This window comes from Cellulosimicrobium sp. JZ28, from assembly GCF_015327065.1.
Taxonomy (GTDB): domain Bacteria; phylum Actinomycetota; class Actinomycetes; order Actinomycetales; family Cellulomonadaceae; genus Cellulosimicrobium; species Cellulosimicrobium funkei.
Window position 1 is genome coordinate 1,044,766 of record NZ_CP017660.1, and the last position, 18,579, is coordinate 1,063,344.

Sequence of the window (18,579 nt, forward strand, 5' to 3'; positions counted from 1 at the left end):
CGAGGCCGGGCGTACCGGCCGGTACCGTGAGCGCATGACCACCGAGAACGCCCCGCTGACGGTCGACGTCATCCGCGCGCTGCCCAAGGTCGTGCTGCACGACCATCTCGACGGCGGGCTCCGCCCCGCCACGATCCTCGAGCTCGCCGCCGACGTGGGGCACCAGCTCCCCGCGGACGACGCCGAGGCGCTCGGCGCCTGGTTCGCGGAGTCCGCGGACTCCGGGTCGCTCGTGCGCTACCTCGAGACGTTCGACCACACGATCGCCGTCATGCAGACGCGCGACGCCCTCGCCCGCGTGGCGCGCGAGGCGGTGCTCGACCTCGCGCGCGACGGCGTCGTGTACGCCGAGCAGCGCTGGGCGCCCGAGCAGCACCTCCAGCGCGGCCTCACCCTCCAGGAGACGGTCGACGCCGTGCAGTCCGGCATCGAGCAGGGCGTCGCCGAGGCGGCCGCGGAGGGGCGGACCATCCGCGTCGGGCAGCTCGTCACCGCGATGCGGCACGCCGACCGCTGGTCCGAGATCGCTGAGCTCGCGGTCGCGAACCGCGGGAACGGCGTCGTCGGGTTCGACATCGCGGGCGCGGAGGACGGCTTCCCGCCCTCGCGCCACGTCGAGATCTGGCGCTACCTGGCCGAGCAGAACTTCCCCGTGACGATCCACGCGGGCGAGGCGGCGGGCCCGCAGTCGATCGCCGAGGCCGTGCACCTCGGCCAGGCGAGCCGCATCGGCCACGGCGTCCGCATCGTCGAGGACATCGCGTTCGACCCGGAGTTCCCGCACAGCGCCGAGGGCGAGCCCGGCACGGCCGCGCTCGGCCTCCTCGCGCACTGGGTGCGCGACCACCAGATCCCGCTCGAGCTGTGCCCGTCGTCGAACGTGCAGACCGGGGCGGCGACGTCGATCGCCGACCACCCGATCACCCGCCTCAAGGAGCTCGACTTCGCGGTCACGCTCAACACCGACAACCGGCTCATGTCGCGCACGACGATGACCCAGGAGATGGCGCTCCTCGTCGAGCACGCCGGCTGGACCATCGACGACCTCGCGGACGTCACGATGACCGCCGCGTGGAGCGCGTTCGTGCACCACGACGAGCGTCGTGCGCTCGTCGACGACGTGATCCTCCCCGGCTACCAGCAGATCGAGGGAGCGCAGCTGTGAGCGACGCGACCGGCACGCAGCCCCTGGACGCGGCGGGCCTGGCCCGCTTCGTCGACCACACGCTGCTCAAGCCCGAGGCCACCCCCGCGGACGTCGCGGCGCTCGTCGAGGAGGGCGTCCGCCTGGGCGTCTACTCCGTGTGCGTCTCCCCGTCGATGCTGCCCCTGGACCCGGCGACCACGCGCGAGCGCGGGCTGCTCGTCGCGACGGTGTGCGGCTTCCCGTCGGGCAAGCACCACAGCGACGTCAAGGCGTTCGAGGCCGCCCGGTCCGTCCGCGACGGCGCCGACGAGGTCGACATGGTCATCGACGTCGGCGCGGCCAAGGCCGGCGCGTGGGACGCGGTGCGCGACGACGTCGCGGCCGTCCGCGCCGCCGTCCCTGCGGACAGGGTTCTCAAGGTCATCATCGAGTCCGCCGCGCTCACGGACCACGAGATCGTCGAGGCGTGCCGCGCGTCCGAGGCGGCGGGCGCGGACTTCGTCAAGACCTCGACCGGGTTCCATCCCGCGGGCGGTGCGTCGACGCACGCCGTCTCGATCATGGCCGAGACCGTCGGCGGTCGCCTCGGCGTCAAGGCGTCGGGCGGCGTCCGCACGCTCGCCGACGCCCTCGCGATGATCGAGCACGGCGCCACGCGCCTCGGGCTGTCCGGCACGGCCGCCGTCCTCGCGGGGTTCGACGGCGCGGACGCCCCCTCCGCGGGGGACACGGGCTACTGAGCGTCGTGACGGCGGCGGTGACCGTCGTCGCGGAGGGCTGACGAGCCGGGGTCCCCGGTCGCCGGGACGTTCCGGCGACCGGGGACCCCGGCTCGTGGTGGCTCAGAGGCCGAGTGCGCGCGTCATGTCGGCCTTGACGCGGTCGAGGCGGTCGCGGGCGAAGGTCCGGGCCGCGGTGAGATCGTCGTGCGAGGCGTCCGGGGCGACCGGGACCACGACCTCCAGGTAGCACTTGACCTTCGGCTCCGTGCCGCTCGGGCGCACGATGACGCGCGTGCCGTCCGCGGTGAGGATCCGCACGCCGTCCGTCGGCGGGAGCCCGTCCAGGCCCGCGGAGAGGTCGGTGACGTCGGAGACGCCGGCGCCCGCGAGGGTGCGCGGGGGAGCGGCCCGCAGGTGGGCCATCGTCTCGCCGATGCGGTCGAGGTCCTCGAACCGGGCGGAGAGCTGGTCGCTCACGTGCAGGCCGTGGGCGCGCGCCAGGTCGTCGAGCGCGTCGACGATCGAGCGCCCCTCGGCCTTGAGGCGGTTCGCGAGCTGCGCGACGAGCAGCGCCGCGCTGATGCCGTCCTTGTCCCGGACGTGGGCCGGGTCGACGCAGTAGCCGAGCGCCTCCTCGTAGCCGAACACGAGGCCGTCGACGCGCGAGATCCACTTGAACCCGGTGAGCGTCGTCGCGAAGGCGAGCCCGTGCGCGGCCGCGATCTTGCCCAGCAGCCGCGACGACACGATCGAGCAGGCGAGCACGCCTCCCGGCGCGCCTGACGCGGCGACGCGGCGCGCGACGTCGTCGCCCAGGAGCGCGCCGACCTCGTCGCCGTGCAGCATGCGCCAGCCGTTCGACCGGGCCGTCTCCGCGCCCTGGTAGGTCCCGACGCGCGGGTCGAGCACCGCGACGGCGCACCGGTCGGCGTCGGGGTCGTTGGCGAGGACGACGTCGGCCGCCGCGTCCTGCGCGACGGCGAGCGCGAGGTCCATCGCGCCCGGCTCCTCCGGGTTGGGGAACGCGACGGACGGGAAGTCGGGGTTCGGGTCGAGCTGCTCCTCGACCGGCACGACCGTCGTGAAGCCCGCGTCGCGCAGGACGTGCGCGACCGTCTCGCCGCCCACGCCGTGCAGCGCCGTGGTGACGACCTTGAGGTCGCGCCGTGCGCCGTCGGACAGCGCGAGGACCGACCGCTCGTAGGCGACGACGACCTCGCGGTCCAGCACGGTCCACCCGGACGACGCGCGCGGGACGGACCGCGCCGGCCCGACGGCCGCGATCGCGGCGGCGATGTGCGCGTCGTACGGCGGGACGATCTGGGCGCCCTGGCCCGAGTCGGTGACGACGCGGCCGCCGAGGTAGACCTTGTACCCGTTGTCGGCGGGCGGGTTGTGGCTCGCGGTCACCATGACGCCCGCGTCGGCGCCGAGGTGGCGCACCGCGAAGGCGAGGACGGGCGTCGGCAGCGCGGATGGCAGGACGAGCACGTCGAGGCCCGCCGCGGTGAGCACGGCCGCGCTGTCCACCGCGAACGTGCGGGACCGGTGCCGCGCGTCGAACCCGACGACGACGCGCGGTCGCGCCGCGCCACCCGCGCCTGCCGGGCCCAGGGTGTCGAGGAGGTAGGCGCCCAGGCCCGCGGCCGCGCGGATCACGACCGCGCGGTTCATGCGGTGCGGCCCCGCCTCCATGCGCCCGCGCAGGCCCGCCGTGCCGAACTCGAGCGGGCCGGAGAAGCGGTCCTGCAGGTCGGCGAGCGCGCGCACGCGCACGTCGTGCTTGCGCGGGTCGGGGGAGTCGACGAGCTCGAGCAGGCGGCGCAGCTCGTCCTGGTCGCCCGCGTCGACGTCGTCGTCGATCCACGCCGTGACGCGCGCGAGGAACGCCGCGTGGTCGGTCCCCGGGTCGAAGGTCGGGTCGTCGGCCGGGTCGGCCCGGTGCCCCGCAGTGCGGTCCGTCATGTCACACCAGCTTCGCGATGTCGGCCAGGAGGGCGCTGATCCGGGGTCCCGCGGCCTGGCCGGCCTCGATGACCTCGGCGTGGGAGAGCGGCGTCGGGCTGATCCCGGCGGCGAGGTTCGTCACGAGCGAGACGCCGAGCACCTCCAGGCCGCAGTGCCGGGCCGCGATGGCCTCGAGCGTCGTGGACATGCCGACGAGGTCGGCGCCGAGAACCCCGGCCATCCGCACCTCGGCGGGCGTCTCGTAGTGCGGCCCGGGGAACTGGGCGTACACGCCCTCGGGCAGCGTCGGGTCGACGCGGTGCGCGAGCTCGCGCAGGCGCGGCGAGTACACGTCGGTGAGGTCGACGAACGTCGGCCCCTCCAGCGGGCTGCGGGCCGTGAGGTTGATGTGGTCGGAGAGGAGGACGGGAGTGCCCGCGCCCCACTCCTGGTTGAGCCCGCCGCAGCCGTTCGTGAGGATGAGCGTCTCCGCGCCCGTCGCGGCGGCCGTGCGCACGCCGTGCACGACGGCGCGCACCCCCTTGCCCTCGTACAGGTGCGTGCGCGAGCCGAGCACGAGGGCGTGCCGCACCGAGCCGTCGGCGCGCTCGACCCGGATGGACCGCGTCACCGAGAGGTGCCCCGCGACCGCGGGCGCGGAGAAGCCGGGGATCTCGTGCGTCGGGACCTCCGCGACGACCTCACCGAGCAGCTCCGCGGCGCCGCCCCAGCCCGACCCGAGCACGAGGGCCATGTCGTGGCCCTCGACCCCGGTGGCCTGCGCGATGTGGTCGGCGGCGGCCCGGGCCACGAGGAAGGGGTCGGTCGCGGGATCGTCGAGCGGGGGTGTGCTCGGAGGCGTCGTCGTCATGGTCGCAAGGCTAGTCCGTCCCCGGGCCCGCGACCTGACGAGCACCGCCGTCCCGCGCGGCACGCCGGACCTGCCGGGACGTCTCGCATGCTGACACCGAGGGACGCGACGGCCTGACAGAATGTCCGGCGTGACGCACGTGAGCATGGACTCCTCGACTTCCCCGGACAGCACCCGCATCGTCGTCGTGGGGGGTGGGCCCGGCGGCTACGAGGCCGCCCTCGTCGCCCGTCGCCTCGGCGCCGACGTCACCGTCGTCGAGCGCCACGGGCTCGGTGGCGCGGCCGTCCTGACGGACGTCGTCCCCTCGAAGACGCTCATCGCCACCGCCGACTGGATGACGATCGCCGAGCGCGCCGCCGAGCTCGGCATCCGCCTCCCCGTCGACACGGCCAAGGCGCAGCACCCCGCGATGCGGCGGCACATCGTCGACCTCGAGGCCGTCAACACGCGCGTCATGGCGCTCGCGGCGGCGCAGTCCGCCGACATCCACGCCCGGCTCGAGCGCGAGGGCGTGCGCGTCGTCATCGGCGAGGGCCGGCTCGACGGCCCCGAGCGCGTCGTGGTCGACGCGCCCGACGGCACCGACGGCCCGCTCGTGCTCGACGCCGACGTCATCCTGCTCGCGCTCGGCGCGACGCCGCGCGTGCTGCCCACCGCGCAGCCCGACGGCGAGCGCATCCTCACGTGGACGCAGCTCTACCACCTCTCCGAGCTCCCGGAGCGGCTCGTCGTCGTGGGGTCGGGCGTCACCGGCGCCGAGTTCGCGGGCGCGTACAACGCGCTGGGCTCGGACGTCGTGCTCGTGTCGAGCCGCGACCGCGTGCTCCCCGGCGAGGACGCCGACGCCGCCGAACTGCTCGAGGGGGTGTTCCGCTCGCGCGGCATGACGGTCATGTCCCGCTCGCGTGCCGAGTCCGCCGAGCGCACCGAGGACGGCGTGCGCGTCACGCTCTCCGACGGCCGCGTCGTCGAGGGCTCGCACGTGCTCATTGCCGTCGGCGCGATCCCCTCGACGAGCGGCATCGGCCTCGAGGAGGCCGGGGTCCGGCTCACGCCCAGCGGGCACGTCGAGGTCGACAAGGTGTCGCGCACGTCGGTGCGCGGGATCTACGCCGCGGGCGACTGCACCGGCGTGCTGCCGCTCGCGTCCGTCGCGGCGATGCAGGGCCGCGTCGCGATGTCGCACGCGCTCGGCGACGCCGTCGTGCCGATCAAGCTGCGCACCGTCGCGGCGAACATCTTCACCGCGCCCGAGATCGCGACCGTCGGGTACAGCGAGGAGCAGCTCAAGGCGCAGAGCAGCAAGTACGTCACGACCGTCCTGCCGCTCGCCCGCAACCCGCGCGCCAAGATGCTCGGCATGCGCGACGGATTCGTCAAGCTGTTCGCCCACCCGGAGGCGGGGGTCGTGCTGGGCGGCGTGGTCGTCGCGCCGCGCGCGAGCGAGCTCGTGTTCCCCATCACGCTCGCGGTCTCGCACCGCCTCACGGTCGACGACGTCGCGTCGGCCTTCACCGTCTACCCGTCGCTCAGCGGCTCGATCGCCGAGGTGGCGCGCATGCTGCACCACCGGGAGGACTGAGCACTCGGTGGTCTCGGCGGGCGCGGCGCGTCAGCCGAGCGCGGCGGCCAGCCGGCGGGCGCTCGCGGCCGGGTCCTCGGTGCCCGTGACGAGCGTGCGGTGCGCGAGGCTCCGCGTCCCCGGGTCGTCGAACCACTCGGCGAGGAAGTCGTGCCCCGCGGGTCGCCAGTCGGTGCCCTTGGCGGCGAGGGAACGGGCGCGCAGCACGCCGAGCGCGTGCTCGCGGTCGGTGCTCGGCAGCACGAGGACGACGTGGGGGACGGACGCGAGCGCGGCGCGGACGCGGGCGAGCTGCGCGGGGTCGGTGTACGACGCGTGCCCCGCGCCGAGCGCCAGCACCGAGCCCGGGTGCTCCGCGACCGCGCGCTCCGTCGCGTGCGCGCGGGCCGGCTCCCACTCGCGCTCGGCCGCCACGCGGCCCAGCACGCCGACGCGCTCGACGAGGCGCTCGACGCTCCAGCCGACCTCGGGGTAGTAGCGGTCGGCCACGGCGTCGAGGTCGACGAACGGCACCCCGAGCCGCTGCGCGACGAGCGCGCCGAGCGTCGACTTGCCGGTCGCCGCGGGACCGAGCAGGACGAGGACCGGCGCCGGGGGACGAGCACCCGGCACGTCAGAGCCGTCCGTCGAGACGCAGGCTCCCGTCCGCCCAGGCGAGCTCGGTGAGCTGGAAGCCGGGGAACGTGTGCTCGAGCACGCCGCCCAGGAGCGCCTGCACGTCGACCGCGACGCGCGCCTCGGGCAGCACGCGCACGGCCTCGGGCGGCAGGCCGTGCGAGCGCAGCGCGCCCTGCAGCGGCGCCTCGACGAAGCCGAGGAGCTTGTGGGCGGGCAGGCCGGCCGCGCTCGCCTCGACCGCGAGCACCGCAGTGCCCGCGACGACGGACTCCACGCGCAGCGTCGCACGGACGACCGGGACGAGCCGGGCCGCGAGCCTGAGGGCCGACGGCGGGTCGGGCACCTCGCGCAGGTCGACGACGACCCGCACGTCGTCGCCCTCGCTCGCGACCGACCGCACGTACGGCGGCAGACCGCCCGTCGCGCGGGCGATCTCGACGGCCTCGGTCACGGTCAGCTCGATGCGCACCCGTCGACCCTAACCCGCCGCCCCGCGCCCGGGTCGGGCCGCGGGGGCCGGGATCCCGGGCCGAGGTGGCCGGGACGGGTCTCAGTCCTGCGCGCGGAGCTCGGCGAGCAGCGGGCGGTGGTCGGACGTCGTGACGTCGAGGACCTCGACCGACCGGAACGTCACCGCGGGGGAGCCGAGGACCCAGTCGATGCGGTGCGCCGGGGCCACGGCGGGCGACGTGAGCGCCACGGGGTCGCCCGCGACGTCCTGCCCGCTCTCGAGACCGGCGTCCTCGAGGAGGGCGATCTCGTCCCAGCCGGGTTCCGCGTTGAGGTCGCCCGCCAGGACGTACGCGTCCTCGACCGGCTCCGCGGCGAGGAGAGCGTCGAGCTGGTCGAGGCGGGTCGGGGTGTTCTCCTCCCGGTGCTGCACGTGCACCGACGTGACGCGCACCGGGACGCCCGCGGCGTCGACCGTCGCGGAGACGGCCGAGCGCTCCTGGGGGCCGGCGCCGTAGGGGAGGGCGTGGCGCACGACGTCGGTGAGGTCGCCCCGCAGCGGGTCCCAGAGGATCGCGTTGCCGAACTGGCGGTCGGCCGCGGGCGCGAAGACGACCCGCATGCCCGTGGCGCGCGCGAGGTACGTCGCCATGTCGGCGCCGCCGCCGAGCACCCAGCCGCGGGACACCTCCTGGAGGGTCACGACGTCGGCCCCGGACTCCGTGATCGTCGCCGCCATCTCGTCGAGCCGGACCGACGGGTCGGCGCTCACGCCGTAGTGCAGGTTCCAGTCCAGCAGCCGGAGGTCGCCCACCGGGTAGTCGGCGACGGCGGACGTCGTCGTCGGCACGTGGACCTGGGAGACGCCGACGAGCGCGAGCAGCGCGACCGCGCCCCCGAGGGCGAGCGCGAGCGGCCCGCGCTGCCGAGGGACGGGCCGCTCGTCGTCCGGGGTCGGCGCGGCGCGGTGCGCACGCCTTCCCGCGACCACGGCGGGGACGGCCACGGCGAGCGCGGCCGCGACGGGCAGCAGGGTGTGGGGGAACGGCAGCGGCACGTCGTACTCGAGCTGGTAGCCCAGCAGCGGGACCGCGACGCCGAGACCCGCGGCGCTCGCGGCGCCGGCGAGCCGGAGCCACGTGAGCGGGAGGGCCGGGCGGGTCAGTGCGAGGGCGAGCGAGCGCCCCGCGACCGGGACCAGCAGCACGAGCAGGGCGAGGAGCACCCAGCCCCACGCGCCCGGCCCGTCGAGGCGGGGGACCGCGAGCAGGACGACGGCGACGCCCACCACGAGCACCGCGGGCGGGAGCCACACCGCACCGGGACCGGACCGCGCGGGGCGCGGGACGGCCCAGGCCGTGAGCAGCGCGGCGACGGCGAGCCCGGCGACCGCGAACGGGAGCGCGACGCCCGTCTGCGCCGACGCGAACGCCGGGTTGACCAGCACCTGCACGGCAAGCGCGACGAACGGGCCGAGCACCCACAGCCCGCGCGGCCCCGGCAGGGCGTCGCGCCCGCGCAGCACCCACGCGCAGGCGAGCGCCGCCCCCGTGACGGCGACCGTCACGACCCACGCGCCGACGTCGGCCCGCCAGTAGGCGTCCCACGTGCCCAGGACCGCGCTCAGCGCCGCGGCGAGGAGGGCGCCGAGCACGACGCCCAGGGCCACGAGGCGGCCCCGTGCGAGGCTGTCGGCAGCGCCCGCGCGGACGCCGCTCGCGAACCCCGCCACGAGGACGAGCACGCCGATCCCGAGCGCGACGGTCGCCAGGCCCACGCCGTACCGGACGAGCCCGAGGTCCGCGCCCGAGGCGATCGCCGTGCCGAGCCCCTGGAGCACGAGCCGCGCCACGACGAGCGCGGAGACGGCGAGCAGCACGACGCGGCCGGTGAGCTCGAGCCGCGCGGCGATCATCGCGACGAGCAGCCCCGGCGCCGCGTACGTCGCGAGGGCCGTCAGGGCCACGGTGACGACCCCCGCGGAGAACGCGTGGTCGAGCAGCGGGCCGCTCGACCGCACGAGCTCGACCACCGTCGCCGTGACGGTGACGACGAGGAGCAGGAGGGCGAGGTCGGCGCGGTCGCGCGGGACGACGGGGGCCGGCGCGGGGTTCACGAGGTGTGACGCTACCGCCCCGGGCGCGCGCGGCACAGGGCGGCAGGCGTCCGGGCGGGCGGGGTCGGTGCTCGGGACGGCGCCCGGGCCCTCAGTCCTCGGGCGGGCCCTCCAGCAGGGCGCGCAGCCCCGGCCAGGCGTCCGCGAAGGCCGGGAGGAGGTCGAGGCCCGCGACGTCGTCGACGGGGACCCACCGGACCTCGATGCTCTCGGCGTCGGTCGCGTGCGGCTCGACCGGCGTACCGTCCACGACCTCCGCGAGGACCGTCGTGTACCGCCACGGGCCGTGGTCGAGCACGCGCTCGCCCACGACGCGCACGGCCGCGGGGTCGATCCCCGCCTCCTCCTCCGCCTCGCGCAGGGCTCCCTGCGCGGCGGTCTCGTCCGGCCCGACGGCGCCCCCCGGCACGCCCCACGTCCCGCCCTGGTCCGACCACGGGGCCCGGTGCTGGAGCACGACGTCGGTCGGCCGCCCGGCGCCGTCGCGCCGGGCGAGCAGGAGCCCGGCCGCCCCGAACAGCCCCCAGTGCCGGCGTCCGCACGCGCACTCGACCCAGCCGTCGCCGGGCTGGAGGTGGCGGGGGAGCCGGGTCGGCGGCTCGTCGGGGTCGCGGGGGGCGGTCGGGATCGTCACGAGCCCCATGCTGCCAGCCCGGTGCCGTGCCCCGCCGCGCGCGGCGGTGCGCCGTCGGCGAATTCCGTGGACCGTGTGGGTGGCGCCCGGCACGATGTCCGGGTGAGCCATACGCCGTACGAGAACACCGACGCCGCGCCCGCGGACGCCGTCGACCGTCCCGCCCAGGACGACACGCTCGCCCGGCCCCGGTGGCGCCGGGACACGGCGGTGTTCCTGTCGGGGCAGACGGTGTCCCTGTTCGGCTCGATGCTCGTCCAGTACGCCGTCATGTGGCACCTGACGATCGAGACCAAGTCCGGCTCGGTGCTCGCGCTGAGCACGCTGTTCGGGTTCCTGCCGCAGGCCGTCGTCTCCATCTTCGGCGGCGTGTGGGCGGACCGGGTGAACCGCAAGGTGCTCGTCATCGCCGCCGACGCCACGATCGCCGTGACGACGCTGGCGCTCGCGCTCCTGATGCTCGGCGGGGCCGACGACCTCTGGCTCATCTACGCCGCGTTGGCCGTCCGCTCGACGGGCGCCGGCGTCCAGACCCCGGCCGTCGCGGCGCTGCTCCCGCAGATCGTGCCCACGAGCAGGCTCCTGCGGGTCAACGGCATCAACCAGTCGATCCAGTCCGCGATGATGCTCCTCGCGCCCGCGGTCGCCGCCGCCCTGTACGCGAGCCTGTCCCTGGTCGCGGTGTTCTTCGTCGACGTCGTCACCGCCGTGATCGGGATCGGGCTCCTCCTGCTCGTGCCCGTCCCGACCCTCGCGCGCGCCGCCGCGGGTGAGCGCGCCGGGTACTTCGACGACCTCGTCGAAGGGTTCCGCTACCTCGGGTCGCACCCGTTCGTCCGGTGGGTGCTGGGCCTCTACGCCGTCGTGTTCCTGCTCATCGTCGCGCCGTCGTACCTCACGCCGCTCATGGTCGCGCGCACCTTCGGCGAGGAGGTCTGGAAGCTCACCGTCAACGAGGTCGCGTTCTCCGTCGGGATGCTCCTCGGGGGCGTGCTGCTCGCGACGTGGGGCGGGCTCAAGAACCGGATCGCGATGATCGTCGGCTCGACGTTCGTCTTCGGCCTGCTGTCGGTCGCCATGGGCGTCTCGACGAACATGTGGGTGTTCTTCGTCTTCATGTTCCTGCTCGGGCTCTCCGTGCCGCCCTTCTCCACGACGTCGATGACCGTGCTCCAGGAGACCGTCGAGCCGGAGCGCCAGGGCCGGGTGTTCGGGTTCGTCGGCATCGTCATGGCGGTCTCGATGCCGCTCGGCATGGTCGTGTTCGGCCCGCTCGCGGACCGCTTCTCCGTCGAGTCGCTGCTCGTGGTCTCCGGCGTCCTCATGTTCGTCGTCGTGACCGTCGCCGTCGCGCTGCCCTCGGGACGGCGGGCGATGCGCGCCGCCGCCCAGCCCGGCTGACGGCAGGCAGCGAGCTCGGCACTCGCGGTCGGGATCGGCAGTCGGTGCTACCGAGCTCGACCTCGGGTGCCGAGCTCGGTCGGAGGTGCCGATCTCGGGACGCTCGTGCCGACCCCGGTCGGTCACCGGGGCGGGACGCGCAGGTCAGTCGACGATCTCGCAGATGGCGGTGCCCGAGCTGACGCTCGCGCCCGCGGTCGCCGAGAGCGAACGGACGGTGCCGGCGCGGTGGGCGAGGAGGGGCTGCTCCATCTTCATCGCCTCGAGCACGACGACGAGGTCGCCCTCGGCGACCTGGGTGCCGTCGGCCACGGCGACCTTGACGATGGTGCCCTGCATGGGCGACGCGAGCGTCGTGCCCGACCCGCCGCCGTTGGACTTCGCGGCGCTGCGACGCGCGGGGCGGCGGGCGGCGTTCGCGGTGCGGGCACGCCCGGCGGCCATGCCGAGCCCGGCGGGCAGCACGACCTCGAGCCGCTTGCCGCCGACCTCGACGACGACGCGCTCGGTCGCGAGCGGCTCGTCGTCCTCGTCCGCGGGCGCCGCGGGAGCGGGCGCGAGCGTGGCGAGCCGGTCGGCGAACTCGGTCTCGATCCACCGGGTGTGCACGCGGAACGGCTCGTCGTCGGTGGGGACGAACGCCGCGGCGTCGAGCACGGCCCGGTGGAACGGGACGACGGTCGGGATGCCCTCGACCTCGAGCTCGCGCAGGGCGCGGCGGGCGCGCTGGACGGCCTGCTCGCGCGTGGCGCCGGTGACCACGAGCTTGGCGATCATCGAGTCGAACGCACCGGAGATGGTGTCGCCCTCGACGACGCCGGAGTCGACGCGCACGCCCGGCCCGGACGGGAAGCGCAGGCGCGTGATGCGCCCCGGGGCGGGGAGGAAGTTGGCCGCCGGGTCCTCGCCGTTGATGCGGAACTCGATCGAGTGGCCGCGCACCTGCGTGGAGGTGTACCCGAGCGGCTCCCCGGCGGCGATGCGCAGCTGCTCGCGCACGAGGTCGATGCCGGTGACCTCCTCGGAGACGGGGTGCTCGACCTGCAGGCGGGTGTTGACCTCGAGGAAGGAGATGGTGCCGTCGGCGCCGACGAGGAACTCGCACGTCCCGGCGCCCACGTACCCGGCCTCCCGGAGGATGGCCTCGGACGCCTTGTACAGCTCGGCCTCCTGGGCGGCGCTGAGGAACGGCGCGGGCGCCTCCTCGACGAGCTTCTGGTGGCGGCGCTGGAGCGAGCAGTCGCGCGTGGAGACGACGACGACCGTGCCGTGCTCGTCGGCGAGGCACTGGGTCTCGACGTGCCGGGGGGTGTCGAGGTACCGCTCGACGAAGCACTCGCCGCGCCCGAACGCCGCGGTCGCCTCGCGGACGGCCGACTCGTAGAGCTCGTCGATCTCGTCGGTGGTGCGGGCGACCTTGAGGCCGCGGCCTCCGCCGCCGAACGCTGCCTTGATCGCGATGGGCAGCCCGTGCTCGGCCGCGAACGCGTGGACCTCGCTCGCGTCGGCGACCGGGTCGGGCGTGCCGGGCACGAGGGGGGCGCCCGCACGGTGCGCGATGTGGCGGGCGCTGACCTTGTCGCCGAGCGCGTCGATGGCGGCGGGCGGCGGGCCGATCCAGACGAGCCCGGCGTCGAGCACGGCCTGCGCGAACTCGGCGTTCTCGGCGAGGAAGCCGTACCCGGGGTGCACGGCGTCGGCACCGGAGCGGCGCGCGACGTCGAGCAGCTTCGCGATGTCGAGGTAGGTCTCGGCCGCGCGCGTGCCGCCGAGCGCGAACGCCTCGTCGGCGAGGTGCACGTGCAGGGCCTGGCGGTCGGGGTCGGCGTAGACCGCGACGGACGCGATGCCGGCGTCGGCGCACGCGCGCACGATACGGACGGCGATCTCGCCACGGTTGGCGACGAGGACCTTGCTCAGGGGGCGGGTGGGGTTCGCGGGCACGGCTCACGGTAACGCGTGCGCACGGCGCGGTTCACGCTCCTGCGCGCGGTACCGGACAAGATTGGAGAACAAGCCAAGCCGCGCCGAGGGCGGTTGTCGGAAACCTCCATAGCGGCCCGTCCCTGGGCTCCGTGAGGTGCGCCGCGTTGTCCGGCCTCGACAACGGGCGCCGCGCAGCGCGTCAGGCGCGCAGCGCGTGCCAGGCCACGCCGACCTCGCGCAGGAGCGACCGCACGAGCGGCAGGCTGATCCCGACGACGCCGTGGTGGTCGCCCTCGATCCGCTCGACGTACGGCCCGCCGAGGCCGTCGACCGTGAAGGCGCCGGCCACGTGGAGCGGCTCGCCGGTGGCGACGTACGCGTCGATCTCGTCGTCGGCGAGGTCGGTGAAGTGCACGACGGTCGAGCTCGTCGCGCCGACGGCGGCGCCCGTGCCCCCGGCGTCGGCCGGGCGCAGGTCCACGAGCCAGTGCCCGGTGTGCAGGACGCCGGCACGGCCGCGCATGGCGCGCCAGCGGGCACGCGCGTCGTCCGCGTCGGCGGGCTTGCCGAGCACCTCGCCGTCGAGCTCGAGCATCGAGTCGCACCCGACCAGCAGCGCGGCGTCGTCCTCCGGCGTCCCTGCTGCGGCCGGGTCGAGCGTGCGCACGACCTCCTCCGCCTTGGCGCGCGCGAGCACGAGCACGGCGTCGACGGGCGCGAGCCCGCCGCGCTCCGCGGCGGCGTCGCGCAGCACGGCGTCCTCGTCGACCCCGGACACGCGCACGAGCGGGTCGACGCCGGCCGCGCGGAGCGTCGCGAGGCGGGCGGGGGAGCGGGAGGCGAGGAGCAGTCGGAGCACCCGCGCAGACTACCCGGCGCGGCTCGCCGCCCTGGCTACGCGAGGAGCAGCGCGGCGACGAGGAGCACGACGGGCGAGCCGACCGTCGTGACGAGGATCGCGTCGCGCGCGAGGATCTCGCCGCGCCCGAACCGCGCCGCGTAGTTGTAGACGTTCTGCGCGGTGGGCAGCGCGGCGAGCGTCACCGCCGAGGCGACGGCCGCGTCGTCGAGCCCGAGCACGAGCCGGGCGACGACGAACGCGACCACCGGCATGACGACGAGCTTGGCGGCGCTCGCGACGCCCACGGCCGCGCGCGGCTCGCCGCGCCGCAGCGGTCGCGTGCCGTGCAGCGACATGCCGAACGCGAGCAGGATCATGGGGATCGCGGCCCCGCCGAGGATGTCGAGCGGGGCCATGACCGCGACCGGCGGCGTCCAGCCGCTCACGGAGACGACGGCGCCCGCGAGCGACCCGAGGATGATCGGGTTGCGCACGGGCTGGGCGAGCACGAGCCGCCACGACGCCCGTCCGCTCGTCGTCACGTCGAGCACGAGCAGCGTGACGGGCGCGAGCACGAGGAGCTGGAGCAGGATCACCGGCACGACGGCCGTCGCGTCGCCCAGCACGTAGACCGCGACGGGCAGGCCGATGTTGTTCGCGTTCACGTAGCCGGAGCCGACGGCGCCGACCGTCGCCTCGGGGGCGGGCAGCCGCAGCCAGAGCCGGTCGACGACCACGAACACGCCGGCCGTCACGACGGCGGACGTCGCGGCGACCGCGAGGGGCGCCTGGAACAGCGCGGCGACGTCGGCCCGGGCGAGGACGGTGAACAGCAGGGCCGGGCTCGCGACGAAGAACCCGACGCGGTTGAGCGCGGTCCGCGCGTCGGGACCCCCGATGCCCAGGCGCGCGGTGACGTACCCGGCGGCCACGACGACGGCGATGACGGCGAAGCCGGTGAGGACGGCGCCCACGGGTCAGGACGCCCGGACGCCGGCCGGCCCGGGACGGCGCGCCGCCGTCCCGGGCCGGTCGTGCGCGGGGGTCACGACGAGAGCGCGTCGCGCAGCACGTCGAGGCCCACCGAGCCGAGGTTGAGCGCACGCTCGTGGAACGCCTTCGCGTCGAACTGCTCGCCGCGCGACTGCGCCGCGGCGCGTGCGTCGTCGCGCGTGGCCTCCCACAGGCGCTGCCCGACCTTGTACGACGGCGCCTGCCCCGGCCAGCCGAGGTAGCGGTCGAGCTCGAACCGCACGAACGAGTCGGGCATGTTGACGTTGGCGCGCAGGAACGCGAGCGCCTTGTCGGCGTCCCACGTGCCGCCGCCCCACTCCTGCGGCGCGGGGAGCCCGAGGTGCACGCCGATGTCGAGCACGACGCGCGCGGCACGCATGCGCTGCGCGTCGAGCATGCCGAGGCGGTCGCCGTCGTCGTCGAGGAACCCGAGGTCCGCCATGAGGCGCTCCGCGTACAGGGCCCAGCCCTCGCCGTGGCCCGAGACCCAGCACGCGAGGCGGCGCCACGTGTTGAGCGTCGCGCGCGCGTACACGGCCTGGCCGCACTGCAGGTGGTGGCCGGGGACGCCCTCGTGGTAGACGGTCGTCTTCTCGCGCCACGTGTTGAACTCGGTGACGTCCGCGGGGACGGACCACCACATGCGGCCCGGGCGGGAGAAGTCGTCGCTCGGCGGGGTGTAGTAGATCCCGCCGGTCTGCGTCGGCGCGATCATGCACTCGAGGTCGAGCACCGGCGCGGGGATGTCGAAGTGGACGCCGTTCAGCGCGGTGACCGCGGCGTCCGACGTCTCCTGCATCCAGGCCTTGAGGGCGTCCTTGCCGAGCAGCTTGCGGCTCGGGTCGGCGTCCAGCGCCGCGACCGCGTCCTCGACGCTCGCGCCGGGACCGGCGATGCGGCGCGCGATCTCCTCCTGCTCCGCGACGACGCGCGCGAGCTCCTCCAGACCCCACGCGTACGTCTCGTCGAGGTCGACCTCGGCACCGAGGAACGTGCGCGAGAAGAGGGCGTAGCGCTCGCGGCCGACGGCGTCCTCGGTGCGGGCCTGCGGGGCGAGGGTCGTCTCGAGGAAGTCCGCGAGCCGGCCGTACGCCTCGCGCGCGGCGGCGGCGCCGTGCTCGAGCTCCTTGCGCACGAGCGAGCACGCCGAGGAGTCGTCGAGGACGGCGTCGGCCTCGGGGCCCGAGACGAAGGACGTGAAGAAGGAGCCCTGCGGGTCGGCGAGCTCGCGCGACTGCGCCACGCCGATCCGCACCTGGCGGATCGCCGCGACGTTGCCGCGCGAGGCCGCCTCCGCGAGCGACGCCATGTAGCCGTCGATCGCACCGGGAAGGCCGTTGAGGCGGGCCGCGATGTTCTCCCACGCCTCGACGGTGCCCGTCGGCATGATGTCGAAGACGTCGCGCAGCTCCTGCACGGGCGACGCGATGTTGTTGAGGCTCGCGAGCGGCTCGCCGGCCTCGTGCAGCTCGAGCTGCAGGCCGATGCGCTCGCGCATCGCCGCGAGGGTGACGCGGTCGACGTCGTCGACCGGCTCGAGGCCGTCGAGCTCGCGCAGCACCGCGCGGTCGGCCGCGGCGCGCGCCTCGTGCCCGGCGGGGGACAGGTCGGTGACGAGGTGGTCGTAGCCGGACAGGCCCATCGAGGTGGCGGCCAGCGGGTCGAGCTCGGCGACCCGCGTGACGTACGCCTCGGCGACGGCGTCGATCGGCGTGGGGGTGCGGTCGGGGGTCCCGGCGGAGGCGCCGGCGGGGGTGGTGGTGGTGTCGCTCACCCGGACGAGACTACTCGGCGCGGGCCGGGGGCTCCGTGCGATCTTCCGGCTCGTCCGGCCCGCCCGGGTGTGGCCCGTCGTCCGCGGCCGGGCCGCCCCCGCGCAGCGCGGCGAGCAGGTCGTCGGCCCAGTCGCGCTGGTAGCGGACGAGCAGCACGCCGGTCGCGTCCTCGTCGTCGGCCGCGTGCCAGACGGCGACCGGGTCACCCGGGCGCGGGGCCGCCGTGCCCGCGGGCACGACGACGCGCACCGGCCGTGCCGTCGCCACGCCCGATCCCGTCGTGACGACGAGCGTCCCGCGCGCGCCGTGCGCACCCGGCTGCGGGGCGTCGGTGGCCGGTGCGGGCACGGTGAGCGTGCCCGTGGCCCGGACGGGGGCGGCGAGCAGCGCGTCGCGACCGCGCGCGAGGCGCGCGGCGGCGCGGTCGTCCTGGTAGCGCACGAGCGCGAGCACGGCCGTCAGCAGCAGGCCGAGGGTCGCGACGACGACGAGCGCCTCCGGCACGGGCCAGCCGCGCGACGCGCCCGCGCGCTGGTAGACGAGGAGCGCGACCGTCGGCACGAAGGCGACCGCCCAGGCCCAGCGTCGCCACGCGGCGACGGGCGCGACCGGCGGCAGCGCCGTCGGGTCGGCCTCGACGGCGTCGGCCGTCGGAGCCTGCTCCACGAGCACCGCCCGCTCGGGCAGCCGCCGCACGCGCGGGGAGGGGCCGGGCGTCGTCACGAGCGCAGGCTCCAGCGCCAGGAGTCGGCGTTGTGCCGCCCCGAGCGCCCGCCGAAGCTCTTCGCCGTCGCACCGTCGCCCGTCCCGCGCAGCACGCGCGCGCGGTTGGTCCACTCGTCCACGGGCGCGACGTCGTCGGGCTCGTCGCCGGCCGCGGCCGCCGCCGCGAGCCCGGCCACGAGCGCGGCGACCTCGAGCTCGTCCGGGGCGCCGCGCACGACGCGCACGCTCGGGGTGGTGCCCACCGGCTGCTGCTCGCTCACGCGTCGTCCTCGTGCTCGTCCGTGCCGCGGCCCACGCCCCACTCCGGGACGTCGTAGCCCGCCTCGGTGAGGCGCGCGTGCGCCTCGTGGCCCCACGAGTCCAGCAGCCCGACGACGTCGTCCAGGTCCGGCCCGCCGGGGCGCGAGACGACGACGTACTCCAGGGTGAACGTGTCGTCCTCCAGGTCCGCGGGGGAGGCGTCCGCGTCGTCGGCCTCCTCGCCCTCCGTCGGCTCCCACACGGACGACGTGAGGTCGGGGTGGATGCCGAGCGCCTCGTGCAGCACGTCGAAGAGCTGGGCGTTGAGCGCGCCGACGCGCGCCTCGAGCGCGAGGACGCGCGGGTCCTCGTCCGCCTCCGACGCCCCGAACTCGGCGCGCACCCCCACGGCGGTGCCGACGTACTCGTGCAGCGCCGCGGCGAGCGCGTCGACGGCGGCGTGCATCGGTGCCGGGTCGACCGCGCCGAGCGGCGCAGGGCCGTGCGTGGCGTCCTCGTGGCTCATGACCGTCCTTCTCTCGGGCCGCTCGCGCGGCGGGTCGTCG

General features: G+C 75.7%; 17 protein-coding genes. 4 read left to right on the top strand and 13 right to left on the bottom strand.

From position 1 onward, the window contains the following. The first annotated feature begins 34 nt into the window (after positions 1–34). Positions 35–1,165, top strand: coding sequence for an adenosine deaminase (locus tag BJP59_RS04645; protein ID WP_043651295.1), 1,131 nt, complete (start codon positions 35–37; stop codon positions 1,163–1,165). Further along, a complete protein-coding gene (deoC, locus tag BJP59_RS04650) occupies positions 1,162–1,887 on the top strand; it encodes a deoxyribose-phosphate aldolase (RefSeq protein WP_194522314.1) in 726 nt (241 codons plus the stop codon). The genes BJP59_RS04645 and deoC overlap by 4 nt, the downstream gene beginning before the upstream one ends. 102 nt (positions 1,888–1,989) lie before the next feature. Here deoC and BJP59_RS04655 read toward each other — a convergent pair whose 3' ends face one another. Both BJP59_RS04655 and BJP59_RS04660 read right to left on the bottom strand, forming a co-directional pair. Beyond that, entirely contained in the window at positions 1,990–3,834 is a 1,845-nt protein-coding gene (locus BJP59_RS04655) for a phospho-sugar mutase (protein ID WP_194522315.1), read from the bottom strand. A 1-nt stretch (position 3,835) separates the two neighbouring features. Continuing rightward, the gene (locus BJP59_RS04660) at positions 3,836–4,687 is read right to left on the bottom strand and encodes a purine-nucleoside phosphorylase (protein WP_043651298.1); all 852 of its coding nucleotides are present in this window, start codon (positions 4,685–4,687) and stop codon (positions 3,836–3,838) included. A gap of 121 nt (positions 4,688–4,808) precedes the next feature. Between BJP59_RS04660 and BJP59_RS04665 the strand changes: the two genes are divergently transcribed. Continuing rightward, positions 4,809–6,272: an NAD(P)H-quinone dehydrogenase gene (locus tag BJP59_RS04665; RefSeq protein WP_442861527.1), complete on the top strand. Its 1,464-nt coding sequence runs from the start codon at positions 4,809–4,811 to the stop codon at positions 6,270–6,272. A gap of 30 nt (positions 6,273–6,302) precedes the next feature. On the opposite strand, the gene BJP59_RS04670 is transcribed toward BJP59_RS04665, so the two are convergent. The 4 genes from BJP59_RS04670 to BJP59_RS04685 form a co-directional block, all read right to left on the bottom strand. Beyond that, positions 6,303–6,884: a shikimate kinase gene (locus tag BJP59_RS04670; RefSeq protein WP_194522316.1), complete on the bottom strand. Its 582-nt coding sequence runs from the start codon at positions 6,882–6,884 to the stop codon at positions 6,303–6,305. Between the two features lies 1 nt (position 6,885). Further along, entirely contained in the window at positions 6,886–7,359 is a 474-nt protein-coding gene (locus BJP59_RS04675; RefSeq protein ID WP_061267660.1) for a hypothetical protein, read from the bottom strand. 81 nt (positions 7,360–7,440) lie between these two features. Then, positions 7,441–9,456, bottom strand: coding sequence for an endonuclease/exonuclease/phosphatase family protein (locus tag BJP59_RS04680; protein WP_194522317.1), 2,016 nt, complete (start codon positions 9,454–9,456; stop codon positions 7,441–7,443). Between the two features lie 91 nt (positions 9,457–9,547). After that, the gene (locus BJP59_RS04685) at positions 9,548–10,084 is read right to left on the bottom strand and encodes an NUDIX hydrolase (protein WP_371810621.1); all 537 of its coding nucleotides are present in this window, start codon (positions 10,082–10,084) and stop codon (positions 9,548–9,550) included. A gap of 108 nt (positions 10,085–10,192) precedes the next feature. Between BJP59_RS04685 and BJP59_RS04690 the strand changes: the two genes are divergently transcribed. Further along, complete coding sequence (locus BJP59_RS04690; RefSeq protein WP_194522318.1) at positions 10,193–11,491, top strand: MFS transporter; 1,299 nt, start codon at positions 10,193–10,195, stop codon at positions 11,489–11,491. A 144-nt stretch (positions 11,492–11,635) separates the two neighbouring features. On the opposite strand, the gene BJP59_RS04695 is transcribed toward BJP59_RS04690, so the two are convergent. The 7 genes from BJP59_RS04695 to BJP59_RS04725 form a co-directional block, all read right to left on the bottom strand. Then, entirely contained in the window at positions 11,636–13,435 is a 1,800-nt protein-coding gene (locus tag BJP59_RS04695) for an acetyl/propionyl/methylcrotonyl-CoA carboxylase subunit alpha (protein WP_228485278.1), read from the bottom strand. Between the two features lie 181 nt (positions 13,436–13,616). Then, complete coding sequence (locus BJP59_RS04700; RefSeq protein WP_194522319.1) at positions 13,617–14,276, bottom strand: Maf family protein; 660 nt, start codon at positions 14,274–14,276, stop codon at positions 13,617–13,619. Between the two features lie 35 nt (positions 14,277–14,311). Continuing rightward, complete coding sequence (locus BJP59_RS04705; protein WP_194522320.1) at positions 14,312–15,232, bottom strand: AEC family transporter; 921 nt, start codon at positions 15,230–15,232, stop codon at positions 14,312–14,314. Positions 15,233–15,303: 71 nt separating this feature from the next. Beyond that, positions 15,304–17,046 carry a DUF885 domain-containing protein gene (locus BJP59_RS04710; protein WP_194522321.1) on the bottom strand — a complete coding sequence of 581 codons (1,743 nt, stop codon included), beginning with the start codon at positions 17,044–17,046 and terminating at the stop codon, positions 15,304–15,306. 10 nt (positions 17,047–17,056) lie between these two features. After that, the gene (locus tag BJP59_RS04715) at positions 17,057–17,770 is read right to left on the bottom strand and encodes a hypothetical protein (RefSeq protein WP_194522322.1); all 714 of its coding nucleotides are present in this window, start codon (positions 17,768–17,770) and stop codon (positions 17,057–17,059) included. Then, the gene (locus BJP59_RS04720; protein ID WP_228485279.1) at positions 17,767–18,033 is read right to left on the bottom strand and encodes an acyl-CoA carboxylase epsilon subunit; all 267 of its coding nucleotides are present in this window, start codon (positions 18,031–18,033) and stop codon (positions 17,767–17,769) included. Before BJP59_RS04720 ends, BJP59_RS04715 begins: the two co-directional genes overlap by 4 nt. Continuing rightward, complete coding sequence (locus BJP59_RS04725; protein ID WP_194522323.1) at positions 18,030–18,539, bottom strand: hypothetical protein; 510 nt, start codon at positions 18,537–18,539, stop codon at positions 18,030–18,032. Before BJP59_RS04725 ends, BJP59_RS04720 begins: the two co-directional genes overlap by 4 nt. Positions 18,540–18,579: the final 40 nt, after the last annotated feature.